The sequence below is a fragment of the Paenibacillus tianmuensis genome (genome assembly GCF_900100345.1).
In the GTDB taxonomy this organism is placed as follows: Bacteria; Bacillota; Bacilli; order Paenibacillales; family NBRC-103111; genus Paenibacillus_G; species Paenibacillus_G tianmuensis.
In genome coordinates this window covers 23,997-44,223 of sequence record NZ_FMTT01000041.1, presented here as the reverse complement: position 1 = coordinate 44,223, position 20,227 = coordinate 23,997, and the positions used below count along the sequence as shown (strand labels likewise).

The following is a 20,227-nucleotide window of genomic DNA, read 5'->3' as shown; positions in this document are numbered from 1 at the left end:
TGAAAAGAGGATGGTTCAGAACCTTCGCGAAGAGTTCCTGACTTCCCTTACATCGTTCGCCCCCCTGAAATTGTTTAGGGGGGTCACTTTAGAACACCTGCCAAAAATGTTAAACTTAACAACGTACCCCCGGGATTGTCCGTTTTCGGACCCTGTCCCGGTATCTACCATAAACGAAAGATAAGGAGAGAGAGATGAAACTTAGTGGCAAAAAGCTGACGGTTGTTCTGGCTCTGGTGGTCTTGGTCGCTCTGGCTGGGGTCTATACGTTCCTGCAGCGGAGCGCGGACAAGTCGTCTCCGACCCCAACGGCAACCGCAGGTAAAGACAATTCGAACGGCGGCACAACCGCCTCCAAGACGGACGGCAAACAATCCGACCTCCCGGCGGAGCAAACGGATATCGTTGTCATCGGCAGCGAACTGGAAGGGCTCTATCTGGCCCGCGCTGCGGCAGATGAAGGATTGAAGGTCAAAATATTGGACCCGCGCAGTGCGTTCGGCGGCCAAGTGCTGCAGGGAGAGATGCTGTTCCTAGACGAAACCCGCGACGATCAGCACCGGCTGCTGGTCCAAGGCCGGGCGAAGGAGCTGTTCGACGGCTTCCGCAACGGCAAAATCCGCAAGCTGAAGGAATTCGAGCAATATTTTGACAAGCTGAAAAAGGACATTCCCGTCGAGCAGGGGATCAAGATCGAGAGCATCGAGCAAAACCCCGGCCAATTCGGCGGGCAGGCATTAAACGGCATCGTCTACACAACCAAGGACGGCCAGAAGAAACGGATCGTCGCCTCCTATTGGGTGGAGAACACCGATTACGCCGCGATGGTCAGCAAGCTTCAGGCGACCCGGATGCCGGGACTGGAGAAGTTCTACGGGCAAAATAACATCGAGTATATGAGCTCTGGCATGATGATGAAGTTCAAAAACGTCGATTGGGCGAAATTCCAGCAGAGCTTCAACAATATGTCGAAGGAGGATCGCAGCGCCAAATTCGGCTGGGGTTCGGTGGACAACAGCTTCGCCATCAGCCTCGCGGGCATGACGAGCAAGTACAAGCCGACGAACGACCGCGTGTTTCTGCGCGGGCTGAATGCAGTGAGCCAGCGGGACGGCGAAGTGATTATCAACGCTTTCCTGATCTATACGGTCGATCCGTCGGACGACAAATCGGTAGCCGATGCGATAGAGCTCGGGAAGAAGGAAATTCCGCTGATCCTGAACCATTTCCGCAAAAGCTTGCCCGGCTGGGAGAAAGCGGAGCTGAACGGGTTCCCGAACTACCTGTACATCCGTGAATACAACCACTACGAGACAGATTACGTACTGAAGCCTTCGGACATGCTCGGGGCGAAATCGTTCTGGGACAACGTGAGCATCGGCGGCTACCCGCTTGACCTGCAGGGCACCAGCGCCAACAAATGGGGCATCGAGATGGGCCGCCCGGACAAATACGGGATGCCGCTGCGCAGCTTCCTGCTCAAAAATTACGACAACGTCATTATGGCCGGCAAAAACGTCGGCGCCTCCGCCATCGCTTACGGCAGCGCGCGTATTCAGCCGAATACGAGCTTGGCGGCCGAATCGATCGGCGTCGTTCTGGGGCAAATTCAAGGCAAGAAGAAGCTTCGCGAGCTGAAAGAAGCCGACATGCCGCAGCTTCAGCAGTATCTGGCCTCGAAGTATAGCATCAAGCTGACCGGCGTCACCGGCAACAACAAGCTGTCCGGCTGGTCGGCCGACGAAATCGCCAAGCTGGATACCGGCGAAATCGTCTATGCGTCTTATGTGAAAACACGCAAAAAATAACTAGCAAGCCCTCCTGCGCCGGATCATGCTTCCGGTTGTGGGAGGGCTTTGTTTTATGATTCCTCACCTTTTGACACATCGGGTAAAACGGAGTACAATAATTTAGTTCAAAATTTGAATTATTCATAAATAAAATTATTAAGAGCTAAAATTCAAAGGGGGAGACGTCATGCAGGAGCAAGGGCTTCATGCGTCCACAGAGATTGAAAAATGGACCCGGCTGGCGATGCGCCGATGGATCTCCGAAATAACAGGCCGGCTGAAGCACGGGCTGCCGATTCAGCAGTACTATTTGCTGGAAAGCCTTCGGGCGAACGGGACGATGCGGTGTTCGGAGCTGGCGGACACGCTGCAAATTACGCTGCCAGCCGTGACGAACCTCGCCAATAAGCTGGTGGCCGGCGGTTATGCGGAACGGGCGTATAACGAAACGGACCGACGGGTCGTTATGGTGACGATCACGCAGAAAGGTCTGGGCGCTTTGGGCGAGTTGGACGAGAAAGCGGCGGAATTGGTGGCGTGGTTCTGGCAAGGGCTTGAGCCGGGCGAAACCGCTGAATTGACCCGGCTGCTCCGCAAAGCGGTCGAGTATAGAACGGTTGTAGATAGAGACTAGAGAACGGCGGACCGGTTCAGGCTTGGGCGGGGCAAAAGGCAGCCCGAAGCTGCGCCGGGTCCGGGCTTGTCGCAAAAGACTTCGTAAGAGAGCTGACGAAGTCAGGAGAAGATGGGATGGTTTTGTACTTCCCCCCACCTACAAAGGGACGGTTTCCTTCGACTAGGAAGGAAACCGTCCCTTTTGCTTTCATCATAAGCGCAGCCCGAAGGTCACGCGTACCGTGGACCCTTCAAATGCTACGTCCCGAATCGCCACATGCCTTGGCATATAATCGTTCAGATCAACTTGGATCGACTGGAGGCTCAGCCATTCGCCCGGTACGGTAACATCCCGGACGACGGTGCCGGTATGGACGGCCGTCAAATACGGCTCGTTCCAGACAAGGTCGAAATTGAGCCGGGCGCCCACCTTCCAGCGGTCTTGAAGCAGCAGCGTCACGTCTGCCGCGAGCCGTTCTCCCTGAAGGAAAAATCTTGCTCCCGTCAGCTTAACGCCGGGACGAAGCTCAGGCTTGCGGGCAAGCGCTTTTTTCAGCAAATCGCCCACCTCCTGCTCCGTCAACACCGCTTCCGGCTTGAGGTTGATCACCATAGCAGCGAGCTTTTCGCGCACCGGAAGATCATTGTACGACAAGTCCAGCGCCGCTTGCGGCTGCGCGTACCATAATGCCCCGGCGGCCAGCAGCGCGCCCAGAATCACGATCGTGACGATTCCTTTGAAGAGCGATTTCATCTGACTTCCCCCTTAAAAGGAGCCGGTCCACACCTGAGCCTGATGTCCTGTCCCGAAGTTTGACAGGCGGAATCGGCGGCTCGTTCGTTACTTTTTCGGTTTCCCCGACGGATCGCGCTTTTCCTTGAGCCAGCGCGGCGCTCCTTTGTTTTTGCGGTCCCGCTCCCGGTCCGCCTTGCGTTTATCCGGGGCAGCCGGAGCCGGGGGGCGGCCCGTGCCGGTCTGTGTCGGCTTTACGCTCTTGCCTTCCGTACGGGGAAGCTTCGGAGCTCCCGCCTGGGCAATACGCGCTTCAGGTTTTTCCCTTCCCGACGGCGCTTCGTCCGACACACGGCGTTCCACGAGCTTCTTCGCTTCCCGGTGAATAGTCCGCTCCTGCTCGGGATCGACGATTTTGCCATGAAACATCGTCCGCCGCTTGATCTCGATACCGAGCGCTTTGGCGAACTTATCGATAATGAACTGTTCCCGCGGAGTAATGATCGAGACGGCCGTGCCTTTGCGGCCCATCCGCCCCGTCCGCCCTACGCGGTGCACGTAATGGTCCGCATCGATCGGCGGGTCGAGGTTGATCACATGCGTGACTTGCGGTAGGTCCAATCCTCTGGCAGCTACATCGGTCGCCAGCAGCAGTTGGAACTTGCCCGCGCGGAACGCCTGCATCGCCTTGGCCCGCTCTTGCTTGAAGGAATCCCCGTACAAGCCTTCGACCGACAGGCCGACGTATTGCAGCTTCGCCACCGCTTCCCCGATATCGTCGGTCTCATTGACGAACACGATCACGGCCTTCGGGTTATACAGCCGGACAATCCGGCGCAGCATATCGATTTTCTCCCGTTCCTGACATACGAAATACAAGTGCTCCAGCGTTTCCGAGGTGTGCTGCGCCGGATTTACCCGGACGTAGACCGGTTCGCGCATCCAGCGGTCGATGACGTCCTGCAGCGGCGGCGGGAACGTGGCGGAAAAAAACAGCAGCTGCCGGTCGCGCAGCATGCCTTTGAACAACGCCTCCACATCCTGCATGGACCCCAGTTCGAATACTTGATCGACCTCGTCGACGACGACCGTGCGGATTCCGTGCAGCTTCAATTTGCGAAGCTTGACCAGCTCCTGCACGCGGCCGGGCGTCCCTACCACGATCTGCGGCTTGAGCTTCAACCGGTCGATCTGACGCTCGATGGATGCGCCGCCGATCAGCTGCTGCACGCGGATGTCGCTATCCTTCACAAACTGCTCCAGCGTCTGTACGATCTGCATGCCGAGCTCCCGTGTCGGCACCAGCACAAGAGCTTGTACCTCTCTCGCGCCCGTGTCTATTTTTTGCAGCAACGGCAGCGCATAGGCCAGCGTTTTCCCCGTACCGGTCTGCGATTGCGCGACAACATCTTTTCCTTCAAGCGCGATCGGTATCGCTTCCGCCTGTATGTCCGACGGCTCCGTGATACCGAGCTCCTGCAGCCGCTTGACATACTGCGGAGCGATATGTAAAGCTGCAAACCCCGTATTCATTCGATCATCCTCTCTTCCTTTGCGTTTCCTTAGTATACCAGAATATGCGGGCGATTGCCCCCACCCGGCGGGAAACGGCCGGCTTACCGGTCCCGAACTTCCACTCGCTCCCGCTTGCTTGTGATCCATCCGAATATCGCATCAAGCGCGCGTTCGTCGTCCTCCTTCGGAAAGCGGTGCCCAAGCCCGTCGTACAGCTCCATCTTATATTCCTTCCCGGCCCGCTCCAGCGCCGCTCCCAGCTTGCGCGCCTGCTCTACGCTGACCTGCACATCTGCCGTACCGTGCACGATCATGACAGGCACACGGATCGCATCGACCCAGCAGACGGGCGACCGCCGCTCGTAGCATTCGGCCTGCTTGCGCGGATGGCCGACGACCCGCTTCAGCATCCGCCTCAGATCGACCCGCTCTTCATACGTATCGAGCAGATCGCTCACGCCGCCCCAGACGACGATCAGACCGGCGCCTTCACACTCTTTGGCCGCCAGCAGCGCCATCAATGCGCCGCGCGAGAAGCCGATCAGCGGAACCAGTCCGGACTGCACCTCCGGCAGCGATTGCATGAGGGTAATGGCATGATGCACGTCAAAGCGGTCTTCTCCTCCGAAGTCCTCCCGTCCCTCGCCGCCTTCGTTGCCCCGGTAAAACGGCGCAAATACCGCGTACCCGCGCCGCGCCATCGAGAAAATGCGGCGTTTGCGCACCATTCCGACCTTGCGGATGCCTCCCCGGCAGTAAATTAAGCCCGGAACGGGCATGATAGCATCAGGCACGGCAAGATAACCTTTAACCTGAAGTCCTTGGCTAATATATGTCAGCCGGAAAAGCGATATACCCTTCGCCAGGCTGCGGAGACTTTCCCTCTGGACCAGCGTGCCGTCGGCTGGAACGCCGCCGGTTAACCCCCTTGGCGGAAGGTTTGTATCGGTAGGTATAGGCATGTTCGGTTCACTCCATTTTTTGACACAAAGTCGTTCCGGCGTTACACTAAGATGTATTATGACCGGAAAGGTGGATTTTCAAATGAATTCCCGTTTTGCCGCCGAATTCGAAGGGCTGGTCGAGAAATATACCGAGCTGCTGACCGGCGACGCTTCCGCCGAAACGGTGGAAAAAATTAAAGCTTGGGCAATCTACAACCATATCCATAAAACGATGCCGGCTCTCGCCAGTCATTGGAATCAACAGCATCCCGAGGGCAAAGCCGATGTCCGCAAGCTGTTCGAAGAGGTCCGCGACCTGAATCAGAAGCTGAAGGCCGCCAATCAACAGGCAGAAGCGAAGCCGGAGCAAGAAGCCTGATCACTGAGAACCTATGCTACCTTTACCATACCCTGCACGAAGACCGAAAAGCAATCGACCTCGGTCTTCTTTTCTTCATTTTTTCGCTGACAGAGGAAGGCGGAATACCGACTTGCAGGACAAACAACGAATAGGTGGTGGGCTAAAGGATGGATAACAGCAACATCATTGAAATTAAGGACAAACGGGACAGCGGAACGCAAATTAAGCTGAGCAATACGGTATTCGACGGTTCCCAGTTCGAGAACGGGCAGGGCAGGCAAGTTTCGTTCAAAAACGTATTCATGCCCGAACTTTCGTTTCAATGCGGGGATTTGAGAGGAATGAAGTTAACCAACGTGAACCTGAGCGGCTGCCGCATCAGCGACGCCGACCTGAGCGATCTGGAAATCGACGGCGCCCAGCTTGGCGGGGCTTTTATTCACAGCATCGGATTGCCTCCAGAAGGACATCCAGAGCACAAGGCGGGCGCGAAGCAGCGTCCGCTTCGGTTCGAGGATTGCGATCTGCAGGGAAGCCGGATCGAGAATTGCAACCTCGGTGGCGTGAGTATCAGCGGGTGCCGACTCGAAGGAATGACCATCGACGGGATTTCCGTGGAAGAGCTCCTTGAGGCGTACCGGGCGAAGCAAAACCATGCGAACTAGCCAGCCGCTTCCTGAAAGCTATTCGCAGCTGCGCGGCAGCGCAGTCCCGGGTCCGCTAAGACGAGCCGAATAAAAGAAGACCGCCGCCCCTCGGAGGGTGTCGCGGCCTTCTCGCATGTAATCTGCCCATTTGCCATACGGCGCCGCATTCCTTCGCCTTACAGGTCGGACGTGGGGCTATTTCTTGTTGAGCAATTTATAGGCTACGCGGTCGAATAGCCGCGGAAACAGCTGATACAGCTTCACTCCGGCAGCCGCCATGAACGGCAGGTTCACCTCGGGCGTTCCCCGCACGATGGCTTCCAGCACCGCCTGAGCGACGCGCTCCGGCTTCAGCATAAACCACTGGACGTTTTTCACGTAGCTGCCCGAAGGGTCGGCCCGGTCAAAAAACGGCGTATCGATCGGTCCGGGGTTGACGGCGGTCAGACGAACGCCGGTGCCGACAAGCTCCTGCCGCAGACAACTGGTCAAGCCGAGCACGGCATGCTTGGTGGCGGAGTAGCCGCTCGACTTGGCCGAGCCGATCTTTCCGGCCATGGAGGCGATATTGACGATATGGCCGCTCCCCTGCTTCAGCATGGAAGGCAGCACCGCTTTCGTACAGCGGACCGTCCCCATGTAATTGACATCCATCATGCTCTCGAATTCGCTTAAGGGCGCCGTCACGAACGGATCAAACACGCCGTAGCCCGCATTGTTGATCAAAATGTCGATCCGGCCGTATTCGGCGATCACTCGCTCCATCGTTGCCGTCACCTGCTCCGCCGAAGTGACGTCGAGCCGATAGACGCCGTGCTGGCCCTGTATTTTAGCGGACGCCTCCGCCAGCTTTTGCTCCGACCGCGCCATCAGCACAGGAACGGCTCCGCGCTGCGCCAGCATCTGCGCCATCAGCGCGCCGATCCCGCTGGACGCTCCCGTGATTACCGCGATTTTGCCCTGAAAATCCATCCTCCGGTTCCTCCTGTCTTCTATACGAACAAAAAAGCGAAGCGCTCCCGGCGTTATCGGAACCGGAGAAACGTTCGCTTACAGCTTACACGTTATGGACTTGTCATTTCAACTATAGAGCATGCCGCTCGGTTAAGCGATCAGCACTTGAATATCCAGCTCCCCGATGCCTTCCATAATCAGCGGGATCGTCAGCGCCTTTTGCGCGTTAAAGCCGACCGCATGCGCGGAATGAAGCAGCTTGGGCGGCGTAATATCAACGCGAACCCCTTGGTTGAACAGCATCGTGCTGGCATTGCCGCTGATCATATTACTGAGCTCGGAGATGGCGCTTTTGCCGATATCGTTCATTTCGGTGATCGAGAATCCGCCCATCATGGCGGACACGACCTTGAGCGCAACTTCCTCGTGCAATCCGAAGACGATGTCCCCTTCCATTTGCCCGGTCATGCCGATTTGAATCCAAATGTATTTTTCAGCAAACTTCACGTCCTTGATGCCGAGCTGTCCGGTGGTCGGTCGTACATTGGCGACTTGTTCGATGACGATTCTGGCCGACTCCAAAAACGGGTTGATAAGCTCTGCCTTCATAAGATGACCGGTCTCCTTTTTTCGACAATATGCCTCAGATCCATAGGACTTTTTTGTTATTTCATTATACCTAAATTCATGATGTAAGTATAGAACTTTTGTCGCGTTTCGTGTGAAATATAACAAAAAACACAGGATTGAAGCACCTTTCAAAAAAACGGTCTGATTCTTTATACACACTACAAGCGGCTCCCTGGGGACTTCGCCGGGGCCGGCTTTCTCCTACAAGCAGGGCTTGTACATTATAATGGCGTGGTTCTCGGCAACGAACTGTTCGTCCCGTCCTCCCCTCCCTACCTCCATTCTAGCAAAAACCCGATCAGCTTACTACGAAAAATCGACACATGCGTCGAATTTTCGTCTAAGATGACAAAAGGCGGCCAAGCTCCCCGAACGGGTCTCTCCGCCGCCTGCCTTATTCCTGCCATCCGTAGCTGTCGTAAAATACGCCCGCCAGCGTGTTCTCAACCGCTTGGCGCACATGGGGAATCATATCTTCCGGAAGGCCGTCCAGCGGATACCATGCCATTTCGGAGCATTTGTCCGGTTCCCGGTTGTGCGGCTCTCCCTCCCATCGCTTCACGGTCAGAAAAAAATCGATCCATTCGCCCGTATCCGAAAGCCGGTGCATGACGCTCGCTACTTCCAGATCGCCCGGGTCCACCCGGACGCCGCTTTCCTCCCACGCTTCGCGCGCAGCCGCCCGCTTCACTTCTTCGTTCCCGTCCATTTTGCCTGCTACCAGACTCAGCTTGCCATCCTCGTAGCCGGTATTGGTCCGGCGAAGCAGTAGCAGCTTGTTGTCCCGCACAAGGAGCAGATACACGGCGCTGTGTACCCGAAACCACTCTTTTTCGGTCGTATTCATAAGCGTCCTCCGCAGTCATTTATCGTAGGGTCGATCCTAGAAATCAAGCTTCACCTTTCATTCCAGAACCATTATACACCTCTTGGGACGGCTTTCACATCCGAAGCCCCATCGCGTTGCCGGAGCTGTACCGCCGCAAGCCGCGCTGAAAGAACCATAGGCCGGCCGCGGTGACGATCCCCGCCATGCCAAGCGCCTGCAGCGTGAACGCAAGATCCGCTTCCCGCAGCAGTCCGATCGGCAAATAGCTGATGAATCCGGCGGGGATGACCGTGAACAGAATCAGCCGGCCCCAGCCGCTGAAAATGCCCGTCGGATAAGTGGAGAAGGTCATAATCGCGTTAAACAGCTGCAGGCCGATGCCCTCGGCCTGCCCAATGTAAAAGGCGAGCGACTGCGTCGTCACCACGAAGAACAGAAAAATCAGCATCGCGATCAGCAGCGCCAGCGCGAATTTCAGCAGACCGAGTGGCGAACGGTCCCCAAACAGCCCATATAGCAGCAGGGCGAACAGCACGTCCCCGATCGCAGAGACGGACATCCGGCTGACCAGGATATGAAGCAGCACCGGCTTCGGCTGCGTCAGGTACAGATCGAGCTGACCGCCCGCAACCAGCGAGGCCAGTCGGTACGCATTGCCGAACAGCACGGCGGACAGGCCGAAGCCGCCGGCGCTTACCGCCCACATCATCATGACGTCTTGCAGCTCCCAGCCGTTCACGACCGGAAACCGATGAAAATAAAGCCCCCAGAAAAAAATCCAAACGGCATTGTTCACCATCATCATACCTGCTGTCATCAGAAAACTCAGCCGGAATTCCATTGCGCCGGTTAAATTGAGCTTCCAGCACGTCCATACGAACCGCAGCAGCGGCATCATTTTCGAATTTTGGCGCAATGCGCCTCCCTCCCTTCCTGGCGGCTCAGCCGCCGTTGACGTTCAGCTTGCGGACGCCTTTCCGATAGATAAGCCAGACGACCAGCGCCAGTACGACCACCCACGCCCACTGGACCGAAAGCATCGGAGCAAGATGGACTTCCTCCCAGCGGACGGCGGTTTTGGCCGGAAAATACAGCACGACCTGAAACGGCAGCCAGCGGCACACCTGCTGCAGCGCTTCGGGAAACAGTTCAAGCGGCATCAGCATGCCCCCAATCGTAAACAGCAGCTTATTGTACACGAACTCCAGTCCCCGCGTCTCCTCGACCCAGAACGCGCTCAGCGACAGCGCCATGTTGAGCATAAAGTTCACGGTCATCGCTCCGAGACTCATGGTGAAAAATCCAAGCCAACCCCAACCGAACGACGGAGGACCGAAAAAGGCCAAGCCGAGCGCGCAGCCGACGGCAAGGTTTACAAGCAGCCGGACCGTCACTTCGCTTACATAAGCCATATAATGGTAGCCTATATAGCTGAACGGCCGCGTCAGCTTGTAGCCGACATCGCCGCTCTTCACTTCCTCCTCCACGCGGGTGCACAGGCTGGGAAACGCCATCGTCAGCGCTTCGGCAAACAAAATGTACCAAATGATCTGCTCGAAGCTGTAGCCCGCGATCAACTGCGACCCTTCCCCACGGTACGTCGTCTGCCACAATTGAATGAAGATGTACATGATGATGATCAGGAAAATCGAGCGGATTATAAAGTCCAGCACGTAAGCAAAATGATTCCGCAGGCTGATCCGCCCGATCGCTCCGTATTTCAGCAGCTTCGGACTCAGATTCATACGCTTTCCTCCCGCTCGTAAATATGCGTAATGATGCTCTCCATCGGAGGATCTTCGATCGTGATATCCGACACGCGGTATGCCGCAACGAGGCGGGAAAGCACCTCCTGAGCGGCAATGGCCGACGTATCGACGGAAAGCGCCAGCTCTTGGTCCGTTTGCGTCAGCACTTCCACGCCGTCGTGCCGGAACGGCGGGCCCGGTTCCAGCAGCTTGAGCCGGATCGTCTTGCCCGTCAGCAAATCCCGCTTCATCGCCTCGACCGTATCGTCGAAGATCATCTGCCCGTGGTTGATGACAACGGCCCGCCGGCAAAGCTGCTCGATATCTCCCGCATCGTGGGAGGTTAGGAACACGGTCGTCCCTTCCTCCCGGTTCATGAACCGGATGAGCTCGCGTATGCTCTGCTTTACCACCACGTCCAGCCCGATCGTCGGCTCGTCAAGGAATAGGATCTGCGGCCGGTGCAGCATCGCAGCCGCAATCTCGCAACGCATCCGCTCGCCGAGCGACAGCTTCCGCACGGGAGTATGTAAATACGGCTCCAGCTCGAAGCGGCGGACGAGATCGTCCCGCCGGGCGAGATAATCGCTGCGCTTCAATTCGTAGATGCGGCTCATCAGCTCGAACGAGTCGGCGGGCGGAAGGTGGTACCAGAGCTGCGATTTCTGCCCGAAGACGGAGCCAATCCGGTAAGCCAGCTTGCTGCGCTCCTTCCACGGACAGTAGCCGAGCACCTCCGCGTATCCGCCGGACGGATGCAGAATGCCAGTCAGCATCTTGATCGTCGTCGATTTGCCGGCGCCGTTCGGTCCGAGAAACGCCAGCGTCTCCCCCTGCGGGACGGTCAGGTCGATGCCTTGCACCGCCGTCTTCTCGCTGTACTGCGGCCGCAGCAGCGAACGTACTCCGGCCTTGAAGCCTTCCTCCTTCCGTTTCACGGCGAACCGTTTTGTCAACCCTTCGGCCCGTATCGCATTCATGTTCCTCCTTCTCCTTTCCTCTGCTAAAGCAGAAAAGACCCCATGCCGTTTCGCCTTGTCGGCGGAACTTGCACGAGGTCTTTTATCCCTACGGTGTAGCGCGGCTCCAGGAGCTGCGCGCCGGCTTCGCTTGGTTCGCCCGGCCGTTCAGCCGTCGGATCCCTAGAAGCCCTTCCACGTTAATTGTTATATACTACCATGCGATGTAAGGAATGACAAGATGAAATTGTTCAAAAAAAACGAGATGAGTAAAGCGACCTTGGACGCGGCGAAGGCATCCCACTGCTATTTGCTGACCCGTGCACCGAAGCATTTGAAAATCGTCAAGGCTGCGCTGGAGGCCGCCGATGCGCCGGATGCGCCTTGGGCGGAAAAAATCTCGTTTGTGTCAGCCAAGGAAGGCGCCACCTACCGCTGGCTGGCCTCGGAGGCCGAATACGAAGGACATTCGCTTCGCTTGGTCGTCGTGGAATCCAGCGCCTTGGACAAGAAGAAAGAACATACGCTAAACAAGCAGCGGGAAGCTGAGCGCGTTCGCTTGGAGCAAGCCGCCAAGGACTTGGCCTGCTCGCCCTTCCATTGTGAGGCCGATGCCAAGAAGGCAGCCGAAGCTTTTTTGAACGAGCAAAAGTCTCAGTTTCATGGGCTCGCCGTACAGACTCTTGCTCAGGAGGTCATCCGCAAAAAACGCGGAAGACCGAAACAAGGGGAAACGCCGCAGATAGAAACGATCTATGTGCGGCAGATCGCGGTGACCCCGGACGAAGCACGTTTTCAGGAAGCGCGCCGACGAGCGTCCCGATTCGTGTTGGCAACCACGTTACCAGCACAGTGGCGAGGTGAAGCGATGGATGGAGCCGCCGTACTCGGGTATTTGTTCTTGTTCGCTTTGACGATTTACCGAGTATTTCAGCGGCGTATCCGTCAGCACATTACGGAGCAAAAACCGATGCATGGGGCAGGCGGGCGTATCTTGCGCAAACCTACGGCGGCAGCTATTTTTCAAATCTTCAAGTACCTGAGAGTGGTTACCTTCCGATTACCGGACGGAACGCGAGTCCGGCAATTCGGCAGCCCCTTGACCAAAGAACAGAAGCGTGTGTTAACCAGTCTTGGTTTCGATGAATCGCTGTATCTCGGATAACTTTCATAAGCCCCTTAGCGATAGTTCATTTGGCCATCGCTAAGGCCGTTTGTTTCCTCCATTTACCACAAAAATTCAATCCGCAGCCTCGCTCGTAGGGTGCGGATTGTGAGATCAACATGATCGATATAATCAATCAGTTCCGCATCAAATCCGAGTGTGTTATAGTAGTGATAGGGCAGCAGTTCAAGCTGCAAGTCCATGAAAATGCACCTCGCGTTGTTGGTTTAATGGTAGTGTGGTACTTCCATTTTACCATGTTTCGCATAGGTGCATTTTTGTTTTTTATCCGATATTATGAGCTTTTTGAACAGGCTCTATTAGGTTAAAAGTCGTCTCTTGTTTAAAAGAATATGTCAACAAGTAGTACAGTTCCGAAAGCAATGAAGGAAAGCATCGTTTCAAGTACCGTCCATGTTTTAAAAGTTTCTTTAACTGAAAGTCCAAGATATTCTTTTACCATCCAGAAGCCAGCGTCGTTGACATGGGAGAACATAAGAGAGCCCGCGCCGGTGGCGATAACTAACAGTTCCAGATTGACGCCGGACATATGCTCGATAATCGGGGATACGATACCTGCCGCGGTCGTCAAAGCAACCGTTGCCGAGCCTGTCGCAATCCGGATCAAACCAGCAACGAGGAAGGCGAGAACCAAAGGAGATAGCGACAAATGTTGCGCCATTTCGGCGATCGACGTACCGACACCGCTTTCAATCAAAATTTGTTTGAAGCCGCCGCCCGCGCCGATGATCAGAATGATTGAAGCTACTGGCAGCAAGCATTCGTGCGCTAACTTGTTGATAACCTTTTTGTTCATTCCTTGGCGATAACCAAGGAAGAAAAATGCCGCAAAACACGAGATGAGCAGTGCAATAACTGAGTTTCCAATAAATGTCACAAACTTCATCAAGCCGGCTGGAATCGGTAGGAACGGTGCAATAACCGCCATGACCATCAGCACGACCGGCAGCAAAATGACGAAGAAGGAAATACCCGTGCTTGGCAATTTATCCGGCGCAACATTTTCACTAAGCAGTTCCGGCTCCCCTTCGGGTACAACGCGCTTGCTTACCCACTTGGCGAACAACGGCCCTGCGATAATCGCTGCCGGCAAACCAATAATCAAAGAGTAGATCAATACTTTTCCGATATCGGCATTATAGATGCCAATCGCTGTCATCGCACCCGGATGCGGCGGGACAAGACCATGTACGATCGATAAGCCAGCGATCACCGGAAGTCCGATCAACAAAATACTTTTTTTGGTCGATTTATAGATCGTAATGACTAAAGGCAGTAGCATGACGATCCCCACATCGAAAAAAACCGGGATCCCGATAATAAAACCTGATAGCAGCATAGCCCAAGGTAATCTCTTCTCACCGAACACGCGGATGAAGAAATTGGCTACCTGGTTGCCTGCGCCGGATTCCGACATCATTTTACCGAGAATCGTACCTAAAGCCAAGATGCCGACCAAATGTCCCAATACGGCGCCGACACCGGTCTCATAAGCTGTGACGATCTTGTCCATCGATAATCCGGACATAATCGCCAGAAACAAGCTCGCCACCGTCAAGCTAATAAATGCATGCCACTTCCACCAGGCTACGCCCAGAATCACAATTACAATCGCCAGCAAAGTGATCAGTAGGAGATACATTGTCATGGTTATTCCTCTTTTCTTTATGTGAAGTAAGCGATTTCATGTAAGTCGAGGAAATACGGGTTCCGTGGTTCCTAGACGTCGTAATTTACGACATACCGATGCATGTCCGTATTGTAATACCCATGGCTGTACTCAATTAGTTCGCCTTTCTCATCGTACGAAAAGCGTAGTCTATTCAACAGAGGCGTTCCTTTCTTGACTTGCAAAGCCTTCTCTACATGGGAAGGCGCTGGCCCTACAGCAAACTCGTCCCGGTACTTCTCCAGGTTGACTTCCTGCTCTTCAAGTAAGTCGTATAACGATTGTGCATTCAGATCCGACAGCTCGATCGTTGCCACCCGCATCGTAAAATAATGTGTGTAATGGATATATGGCACGTCATTCAGGTGATAGAGTCTTTCGATCCGGAGGCAGTTCTCCCCAAATAACTGGTAAGGCTCCGACCCTTCTTCATTGCTGACGACCTCCGCAAGGACCAGCTGCTTGCGGATTCCATGCCCCTCTTCGACCAGAACTTCCGTGAATCGTTTCCACCTGGAAAGCTTAGAAGCGGAGGTATTCCGGATGACCTTCGTCCCTTTACCGCTAGCTTTTTCTAGATATCCTTCCTGCACCAACTCATTGATCGCGTTACGAACCGTAATTTTGCTGACGTTAAACTCCTGTTCGAGCTGCGGCTCCGAGGGGATATTCGTCCCCATCGGATATATGCCGTGTAAAATGCGGTCCTTCACAATGTTCATAATTTGCAAATATAACGGTCTCTGCTTGTGAGACAAGCTCATGCGTACGCCACTACCTTTCTACATCACTTACTCTTTCCGTCATCGCGCGAAAAATCTCACCCACTGACGACATCGGCGTATCACCTACGATCGTATGCGCCAGTATGCTTGCAGCAGCAGCAAAGTCGACCGTTTGTTGAGGTGAAAACTGCTCGATTTCCCCATGTATGATACTGCTCGTATAGGCATCGCCTGCACCTATTCTGTCATAAACGGAAAAAGTGAGTAGGTTAGAAAAGGTGAAGACTTGGTCCTTGTAAATAAAACCTCTCAGGGAATGCGTATTGTCCCCGTTTATAAAACGATGCGTGCCTGCGATAACCGAAATTCGATACTTCCTTGCCACGTCCGGGATTAGGTCCATGAGCTGCTCTTCACGTTCACATTTATCCGTAGGCATGCCCAGGGTCAGTATCGCGTCTTTTTCATTCATCATCACAATGTCCGCGAGCTCCAGCATTTCCTCGTAATGCGGCTTCGCTTTAGCGTAACCACCATCCCGCCAGTGGGCTGGACGATAGTTACAATCGAAAACGACGGTGCCACCGTTCGCTTTGACCGCCCTGGCCAAAGATTTCATATGCTGCCGAACGTTATCGTTCATCGCCAATGTGATGCCGCAGAAATGAATCATATCGATGCTTTTTGCAATTTGGTCAAAATCATAAGTGCCTTCTGGCGCCGTATTGAAACTGCTCGCCTGCCGATTGGTGTAAGTAACACGGCTGGGCCGCGCTCCAAAACCGTTTTCAAGGAAATACATACCCAAGTGCTCGCCTCCACGGCTAAGAAGGGACTGGGAAATACCTAACTTTCGCAAATAGCTTTCCGCCGCATCCCCCAGCGGATTCGAAGGCAGTCTGGAGATCAGGTATCCCTCATGTCCAAAGCGCGACAACGCTGAGCTGACGTTAACGCCTGTTCCGGAGAACGAGTATTTCAAACTGTCGGCTTGGGACAAAAGTTCATACCCAGGTACCTGCAAGCGCATCATCACTTCTCCAAAAGCCGCTATACGCTTAGCCATGTCGATCAACCAATCTTTTCATGACCTTAAGTAATTCCCTTACATCTTGAACTTTAGTTTTGCCCGTCGTTTTGTCGATAATCGATGAGTACACGTGAGGAATGACTTGCGGTACTTTGGCTTCGAGCGCAATACGCAAAATGGCTTCGAAGTTCTCCTTATCGATACCGCCGGTCGGTTCCAGGGCAAATCCTTCTTCTCCACATGCTTCGGCGACGGCACGAAGCTCATCTTCGCATTGCAAGCCGTTCATCGGAAAATATTTCAAAGCGTTGCCGCCCATGTCGCGTATAAGTGCGATTGCCGATTTAACAGGTACGATCGCATGCTCAGCCTGTGCCGCGCTTACCGGTCCCGTTGAAATATTCACATAGCCGACTCGGCCGGTTGGCGATACCAAGCTGTTGATCCAGCTGTCTTGTCCGCCCAAATTCGCGCGCGTGGCTCCAACTGCAGGGAACACCTGGTTGATGTGGCTTCCAGGGTAATGCTTGGCAATCTCGGCAACAACGGCTGCCTGACGATTATCACCGGCGCCTAAGCCGATTGACACAGCTTCGTCAATCGCCTGGCCGTATTGTTTCATTGCGGCTACGGCCGTTTCAACGGTCGGGTAGTCTTTAGACAGAACGCCGACTACAACAAAACCTTCCGCTGCTTCGAACACTTCCTTGGCGTTTTCAACACTGTTAGCTAGAACGTTTAGTGCTGCACGACCTTTGTACAAACGTTTTGCAATGTTGGACATATTTAGTTACCTCCTGCTAGTTTCCGTATTTGTGCCGCGATAACCTCAATGTCATCGCCTTGAAGCGGACGCGGATCGATGTCAAAGTACCCTTGTCTGACGCCATAATCCCGGGTATAGATCGCAATCTCACCGTTTTTAAGTCCAGCGACGATATCCTTGGCCGTTGTACCGGCATGTGCCGGATCGATTTGAACACGTGCTCGAAAAATGGCGCGTCCTGCTTCGTCCTGAACGATCGTTACTTTGATGCCTGCCATTTCGTTTAGCGGCATTAAAGTTTGCAAGGCCTCTTTTTCCTGCTCGCTCTTATCATGTTTGACGCCGTACTCGTCGAGCGCTTGAAGCAAGCCGAAAGACGTTTCTTTACCGACTTTCATGCTACGTCCGATCCCATGCAACTGCACTTTGACCCATTCGATATATTGGCGTTTGCCGCCGACAATCCCTGAAGTTGGACCTTCGATCGCTTTCGATCCACTGTAGATGGCAAGGTCGGAGTATTTTACGTATTTCTGAATATCTTCTTCAGCTGCAGCATCGACGATAAGCGGCACTCGGTTTCGCTGCGCAATCTCCCATGCTTCTTCAACGGAGATCATGTTTTTTTGAACGGCGTGATGAGATTTCACGTACAAAATAGCCGCCGTGTTTTCCGAAATCGCATCTTCGATATGCTCGGCTTTGCCTTCGTTGGCGTATCCGACCTCAACGAGCTTACCTCCGCCTAAATAAACCATCGTTTCAACCGGAGCGCCGTATTGGACGTTGTGACCTTTAAGGATGATGATTTCATTTTTGGCAATGGGCTCCTGATGAAGCCGTTCGCTTTTGCGGCGATTGCCTTGCGTGACAATACCCGCGACGGACAATGCGATGCCGCTCGATGCCGAATTGACGATCACCGCTGCTTCGGATCCTAGAATTCGCGCCACATAGTCACCTGCTTTGTCGACCAGATCGGCAATTTCCACATAGCTTTGGCCGCCGTGCTTCATGGCTTCCATCACGGTATCTGACGGAGCCGATACGCCTAGAATACTCATTCGGCCGCTGGCATTAATAACGCGTTTAAGTCCGTATTTAGCATTCAATGAAACTGCCATTTACAAACACTCCCTTGGTTTCGATTCTTCGTTCGCCCATGCGCATATCACCTTCGGAATCCATGAGAGCCGTCGGTTCTTCTTCTATCGTGAATATGGTCAGGTTGGCCTTATCTCCGACCTGAATGCGGCCGAGTTCAGGCCTTTTCAACCAATCTGCTGCATGCGTGGTGACCGCAGCGATGACTTCTTCCAGCGAATAGCCTAGATAAAGGAATTTAGAAAGGACGTGGGCCATGCTGTAGACCGGTCCATTAAGCCTGTTACCGCGATAAATGTCCGTGCTGATCGTTTGAAGCTCGATACCGTGCCTTTTGGCGGCTTCCGCCACTTTAAAAGAGAAGCTTCTCGTACCGTGGCCAACATCCAGATGCACGCCCCTGGCGACGGCGTCTTTGAGTACTTGAAGCGGCTTCCCTTCGCCATCGAAAAGATTATTGGCCTTTCCATTCAAATAATGCGTGATGACGTCGCCCCGTTCGAGCAGTGGAACGATCTCCTCAATATCCGGCGGGCCGGACCCGATATGGACCATGATTGGTAAAGAAGTTTCGCGAGACAGGCCACGAGCGATGAGTAACGGTTCTATACCGCTCTCCCCCACGACGCTGTTACTGATTCTCGCCTTCAATCCGACGATTAGATCTTTGTGCGCGCCCACCGCCTGCACGGCTTGTTCGCGATCGATCCACGCCAAATTAGACAACTCATCTATTCTTAGCAAACCGATCCGGGATATGTTCAAAAATGCGAACAAATTCGTCTGCGCCCGCTCACGGCTTGCTGCCAAATCCGCTATCCGATCGGCCCCGCAGCTTCCGGCATCAACTATCGTCGTCACGCCCTGCTTGACGCCGATCTCGTCGATTTCATCGCCATAAGGGTCGAATTCTGGAAACGCGTGAACGTGCATATCAATCCATCCGCTCGATACATAGGCTCCCGGATACTCGATAAGACGATCACCTCGCCCTCTGCCGGCAGCCTCGATCTGGGCAATCACGCCATTCTCGATGACGATATCAACCTTGTCACCGCCGACACGTTGTACATTTTTGATTACAGCCCGTTCTTTCATACAGTTCACCTCGAATCTCAATTTTAAGCGCTTACACTAGGGTTGTATCGATACTTTAATTCACTATAACGTTATAATGTTATATTAGCAAAAGATATTGATGTTTTAAAGTATAACGTTATAATGTTTGTTGTCTAATTTGTGTCAGTTGTTAAAGGAATAAAAAGGCGTCGCTTTTGTCTTTCTTCTTACAGTGTTATCAATGTAACTCAACTTTCGCACCAAAAAAATCAGCTTAACTGCACGAGCAGCCTAGATTTAAACCGGATTATATCGTAGCTTGACAACATAGAAAAACACCGCTCTGTTTGGTAAAGTGAGAGTGTCCAGCAATCACTACCACACAGAAGAGGTGTCCTCTCTATGATAGAACAAAAGCAGTCTCTCGATCAACTGCCTAAAGAAATTAAAGCGGCATTTATGGAACTAAACATTCTCAAACACTTGAATGGTGCAGGCGAGCGACTGGATCTGAAGGCGCTGTACTCTGTTGCGCCGCGTGTCGAAGGCAAGAACCGCAATGTTCTTCGCATGATTCAAACGGTATTGGCTCCTGGTATCCCGGTAACGGTTGTTTTTGTCCATCATCGTTCTAAGAAGAACGAGTGGCTTGCCATCCTTTCGACCGATCTGACTTTGACTGCCCAAGACATCATTCGAATTTACAGGATGCGTTGGGACATTGAGGTCTTCTTCAAATGCGCCAAGTCACTCTTGCGCTTACAAAAAGAGTTTCAGGGACGTTCATATGATTTGTTAATCAGCCACACGACCATTGTGTTTTCACGCTACATCCTATTAGCTTGGCAGCATAGACAGAGTACCGATCAGCGGACGTTAGGCGGTCTGTTTTATTTACTGTGCGATGAAGTCGCTACAATCGATTGGGCCACTGCTTTACACTCACATTCCGCACCCTTCGTG

At 53.8% G+C, this 20,227-nt stretch carries 21 protein-coding genes and 1 pseudogene; 6 read left to right on the top strand and 16 right to left on the bottom strand.

Features of this window, described 5'->3' with window-relative positions; genetic code table 11:
- Window positions 1-194: 194 nt before the first annotated feature.
- Window positions 195-1,808 carry an FAD-dependent oxidoreductase gene (locus BLO51_RS21855; RefSeq protein WP_090675220.1) on the top strand — a complete coding sequence of 538 codons (1,614 nt, stop codon included), beginning with the start codon at window positions 195-197 and terminating at the stop codon, window positions 1,806-1,808.
- A 169-nt stretch (window positions 1,809-1,977) separates the two neighbouring features.
- Window positions 1,978-2,424 carry a MarR family winged helix-turn-helix transcriptional regulator gene (locus BLO51_RS21850; RefSeq protein ID WP_090675218.1) on the top strand — a complete coding sequence of 149 codons (447 nt, stop codon included), beginning with the start codon at window positions 1,978-1,980 and terminating at the stop codon, window positions 2,422-2,424.
- Between the two features lie 192 nt (window positions 2,425-2,616).
- Here BLO51_RS21850 and BLO51_RS21845 read toward each other — a convergent pair whose 3' ends face one another.
- The 3 genes from BLO51_RS21845 to BLO51_RS21835 form a co-directional block, all read right to left on the bottom strand.
- A complete protein-coding gene (locus BLO51_RS21845; protein ID WP_090675217.1) occupies window positions 2,617-3,159 on the bottom strand; it encodes a hypothetical protein in 543 nt (180 codons plus the stop codon).
- An 87-nt stretch (window positions 3,160-3,246) separates the two neighbouring features.
- The gene (locus BLO51_RS21840) at window positions 3,247-4,671 is read right to left on the bottom strand and encodes a DEAD/DEAH box helicase (protein ID WP_090675216.1); all 1,425 of its coding nucleotides are present in this window, start codon (window positions 4,669-4,671) and stop codon (window positions 3,247-3,249) included.
- Between the two features lie 83 nt (window positions 4,672-4,754).
- On the bottom strand, window positions 4,755-5,615 hold the full coding sequence (locus BLO51_RS21835; RefSeq protein ID WP_090675214.1) for an alpha/beta hydrolase family protein: 861 nt from the start codon (window positions 5,613-5,615) through the stop codon (window positions 4,755-4,757).
- An 82-nt stretch (window positions 5,616-5,697) separates the two neighbouring features.
- On the opposite strand from BLO51_RS21835, the gene BLO51_RS21830 reads away from it, so the two are divergent.
- Window positions 5,698-5,976: a DUF2573 family protein gene (locus tag BLO51_RS21830; protein ID WP_090675212.1), complete on the top strand. Its 279-nt coding sequence runs from the start codon at window positions 5,698-5,700 to the stop codon at window positions 5,974-5,976.
- Between the two features lie 149 nt (window positions 5,977-6,125).
- The gene (locus BLO51_RS21825) at window positions 6,126-6,623 is read left to right on the top strand and encodes a pentapeptide repeat-containing protein (protein ID WP_090675210.1); all 498 of its coding nucleotides are present in this window, start codon (window positions 6,126-6,128) and stop codon (window positions 6,621-6,623) included.
- Window positions 6,624-6,800: 177 nt separating this feature from the next.
- On the opposite strand, the gene BLO51_RS21820 is transcribed toward BLO51_RS21825, so the two are convergent.
- The 6 genes from BLO51_RS21820 to BLO51_RS21795 form a co-directional block, all read right to left on the bottom strand.
- Window positions 6,801-7,577: an SDR family NAD(P)-dependent oxidoreductase gene (locus BLO51_RS21820; protein ID WP_090675209.1), complete on the bottom strand. Its 777-nt coding sequence runs from the start codon at window positions 7,575-7,577 to the stop codon at window positions 6,801-6,803.
- A 132-nt stretch (window positions 7,578-7,709) separates the two neighbouring features.
- Window positions 7,710-8,168 (bottom strand): chemotaxis protein CheX, encoded by a 459-nt coding sequence (locus BLO51_RS21815; RefSeq protein ID WP_090675207.1) that lies wholly within the window; start codon window positions 8,166-8,168, stop codon window positions 7,710-7,712.
- 415 nt (window positions 8,169-8,583) lie between these two features.
- The gene (locus BLO51_RS21810; RefSeq protein ID WP_090675205.1) at window positions 8,584-9,036 is read right to left on the bottom strand and encodes an NUDIX hydrolase; all 453 of its coding nucleotides are present in this window, start codon (window positions 9,034-9,036) and stop codon (window positions 8,584-8,586) included.
- Window positions 9,037-9,130: 94 nt separating this feature from the next.
- Window positions 9,131-9,934: an ABC transporter permease gene (locus BLO51_RS21805; protein WP_245719765.1), complete on the bottom strand. Its 804-nt coding sequence runs from the start codon at window positions 9,932-9,934 to the stop codon at window positions 9,131-9,133.
- A gap of 25 nt (window positions 9,935-9,959) precedes the next feature.
- Window positions 9,960-10,763: an ABC transporter permease gene (locus BLO51_RS21800; protein ID WP_174551295.1), complete on the bottom strand. Its 804-nt coding sequence runs from the start codon at window positions 10,761-10,763 to the stop codon at window positions 9,960-9,962.
- Window positions 10,760-11,746 (bottom strand): ABC transporter ATP-binding protein, encoded by a 987-nt coding sequence (locus BLO51_RS21795; protein ID WP_090675203.1) that lies wholly within the window; start codon window positions 11,744-11,746, stop codon window positions 10,760-10,762. The genes BLO51_RS21800 and BLO51_RS21795 overlap by 4 nt, the downstream gene beginning before the upstream one ends.
- Window positions 11,747-11,966: 220 nt before the next feature.
- On the opposite strand from BLO51_RS21795, the gene BLO51_RS21790 reads away from it, so the two are divergent.
- A complete protein-coding gene (locus BLO51_RS21790) occupies window positions 11,967-12,890 on the top strand; it encodes a hypothetical protein (protein ID WP_090675202.1) in 924 nt (307 codons plus the stop codon).
- A gap of 62 nt (window positions 12,891-12,952) precedes the next feature.
- On the opposite strand, the gene BLO51_RS29380 is transcribed toward BLO51_RS21790, so the two are convergent.
- The 7 genes from BLO51_RS29380 to BLO51_RS21755 all read right to left on the bottom strand — a co-directional run bounded on the left by BLO51_RS29380 (window position 12,953) and on the right by BLO51_RS21755 (window position 19,303).
- Window positions 12,953-13,093, bottom strand: coding sequence for a hypothetical protein (locus BLO51_RS29380; protein ID WP_167670280.1), 141 nt, complete (start codon window positions 13,091-13,093; stop codon window positions 12,953-12,955).
- Window positions 13,094-13,233: 140 nt separating this feature from the next.
- Window positions 13,234-14,559, bottom strand: coding sequence for a GntT/GntP/DsdX family permease (locus tag BLO51_RS21780; RefSeq protein WP_090675200.1), 1,326 nt, complete (start codon window positions 14,557-14,559; stop codon window positions 13,234-13,236).
- A gap of 71 nt (window positions 14,560-14,630) precedes the next feature.
- A complete protein-coding gene (locus BLO51_RS21775) occupies window positions 14,631-15,344 on the bottom strand; it encodes a GntR family transcriptional regulator (protein WP_090675199.1) in 714 nt (237 codons plus the stop codon).
- A gap of 10 nt (window positions 15,345-15,354) precedes the next feature.
- Window positions 15,355-16,371, bottom strand: coding sequence for a sugar kinase (locus BLO51_RS21770; RefSeq protein WP_090675197.1), 1,017 nt, complete (start codon window positions 16,369-16,371; stop codon window positions 15,355-15,357).
- Entirely contained in the window at window positions 16,364-17,119 is a 756-nt protein-coding gene (gene dagF, locus BLO51_RS21765) for a 2-dehydro-3-deoxy-phosphogluconate aldolase (protein WP_090675196.1), read from the bottom strand. The genes BLO51_RS21770 and dagF overlap by 8 nt, the downstream gene beginning before the upstream one ends.
- A 2-nt stretch (window positions 17,120-17,121) precedes the next feature.
- Entirely contained in the window at window positions 17,122-18,225 is a 1,104-nt protein-coding gene (locus tag BLO51_RS21760) for a DgaE family pyridoxal phosphate-dependent ammonia lyase (protein WP_090675194.1), read from the bottom strand.
- A complete protein-coding gene (locus tag BLO51_RS21755) occupies window positions 18,203-19,303 on the bottom strand; it encodes an amidohydrolase/deacetylase family metallohydrolase (protein WP_090675192.1) in 1,101 nt (366 codons plus the stop codon). Before BLO51_RS21755 ends, BLO51_RS21760 begins: the two co-directional genes overlap by 23 nt.
- A gap of 456 nt (window positions 19,304-19,759) precedes the next feature.
- Here BLO51_RS21755 and BLO51_RS21750 point away from each other — a divergent pair.
- Window positions 19,760-20,203 (top strand): annotated as a pseudogene (locus tag BLO51_RS21750) (IS4 family transposase); the annotation flags it as partial.
- Between the last annotated feature and the right edge of the window lie 24 nt (window positions 20,204-20,227).

Excerpts from the sequence above, each read along its gene's own strand:
- BLO51_RS21855 (WP_090675220.1), top strand. The coding sequence starts at position 195 with ATGAAACTTAGTGGCAAAAAGCTGACGGTTGTTCTGGCTCTGGTGGTC.
- BLO51_RS29380 (WP_167670280.1), bottom strand. The coding sequence starts at position 13,093 with ATGGACTTGCAGCTTGAACTGCTGCCCTATCACTACTATAACACACTC.
- BLO51_RS21775 (WP_090675199.1), bottom strand. The coding sequence starts at position 15,344 with ATGAGCTTGTCTCACAAGCAGAGACCGTTATATTTGCAAATTATGAAC.
- BLO51_RS21770 (WP_090675197.1), bottom strand. The coding sequence starts at position 16,371 with ATGGCTAAGCGTATAGCGGCTTTTGGAGAAGTGATGATGCGCTTGCAG.
- BLO51_RS21845 (WP_090675217.1), bottom strand. The coding sequence starts at position 3,159 with ATGAAATCGCTCTTCAAAGGAATCGTCACGATCGTGATTCTGGGCGCG.
- BLO51_RS21800 (WP_174551295.1), bottom strand. The coding sequence starts at position 10,763 with ATGAATCTGAGTCCGAAGCTGCTGAAATACGGAGCGATCGGGCGGATC.
- BLO51_RS21810 (WP_090675205.1), bottom strand. The coding sequence starts at position 9,036 with ATGAATACGACCGAAAAAGAGTGGTTTCGGGTACACAGCGCCGTGTAT.
- BLO51_RS21755 (WP_090675192.1), bottom strand. The coding sequence starts at position 19,303 with ATGAAAGAACGGGCTGTAATCAAAAATGTACAACGTGTCGGCGGTGAC.
- BLO51_RS21835 (WP_090675214.1), bottom strand. The coding sequence starts at position 5,615 with ATGCCTATACCTACCGATACAAACCTTCCGCCAAGGGGGTTAACCGGC.
- BLO51_RS21790 (WP_090675202.1), top strand. The coding sequence starts at position 11,967 with ATGAAATTGTTCAAAAAAAACGAGATGAGTAAAGCGACCTTGGACGCG.
- BLO51_RS21850 (WP_090675218.1), top strand. The coding sequence starts at position 1,978 with ATGCAGGAGCAAGGGCTTCATGCGTCCACAGAGATTGAAAAATGGACC.
- BLO51_RS21820 (WP_090675209.1), bottom strand. The coding sequence starts at position 7,577 with ATGGATTTTCAGGGCAAAATCGCGGTAATCACGGGAGCGTCCAGCGGG.
- BLO51_RS21780 (WP_090675200.1), bottom strand. The coding sequence starts at position 14,559 with ATGACAATGTATCTCCTACTGATCACTTTGCTGGCGATTGTAATTGTG.
- BLO51_RS21760 (WP_090675194.1), bottom strand. The coding sequence starts at position 18,225 with ATGGCAGTTTCATTGAATGCTAAATACGGACTTAAACGCGTTATTAAT.
- BLO51_RS21840 (WP_090675216.1), bottom strand. The coding sequence starts at position 4,671 with ATGAATACGGGGTTTGCAGCTTTACATATCGCTCCGCAGTATGTCAAG.
- dagF (WP_090675196.1), bottom strand. The coding sequence starts at position 17,119 with ATGTCCAACATTGCAAAACGTTTGTACAAAGGTCGTGCAGCACTAAAC.
- BLO51_RS21815 (WP_090675207.1), bottom strand. The coding sequence starts at position 8,168 with ATGAAGGCAGAGCTTATCAACCCGTTTTTGGAGTCGGCCAGAATCGTC.
- BLO51_RS21825 (WP_090675210.1), top strand. The coding sequence starts at position 6,126 with ATGGATAACAGCAACATCATTGAAATTAAGGACAAACGGGACAGCGGA.
- BLO51_RS21830 (WP_090675212.1), top strand. The coding sequence starts at position 5,698 with ATGAATTCCCGTTTTGCCGCCGAATTCGAAGGGCTGGTCGAGAAATAT.
- BLO51_RS21795 (WP_090675203.1), bottom strand. The coding sequence starts at position 11,746 with ATGAATGCGATACGGGCCGAAGGGTTGACAAAACGGTTCGCCGTGAAA.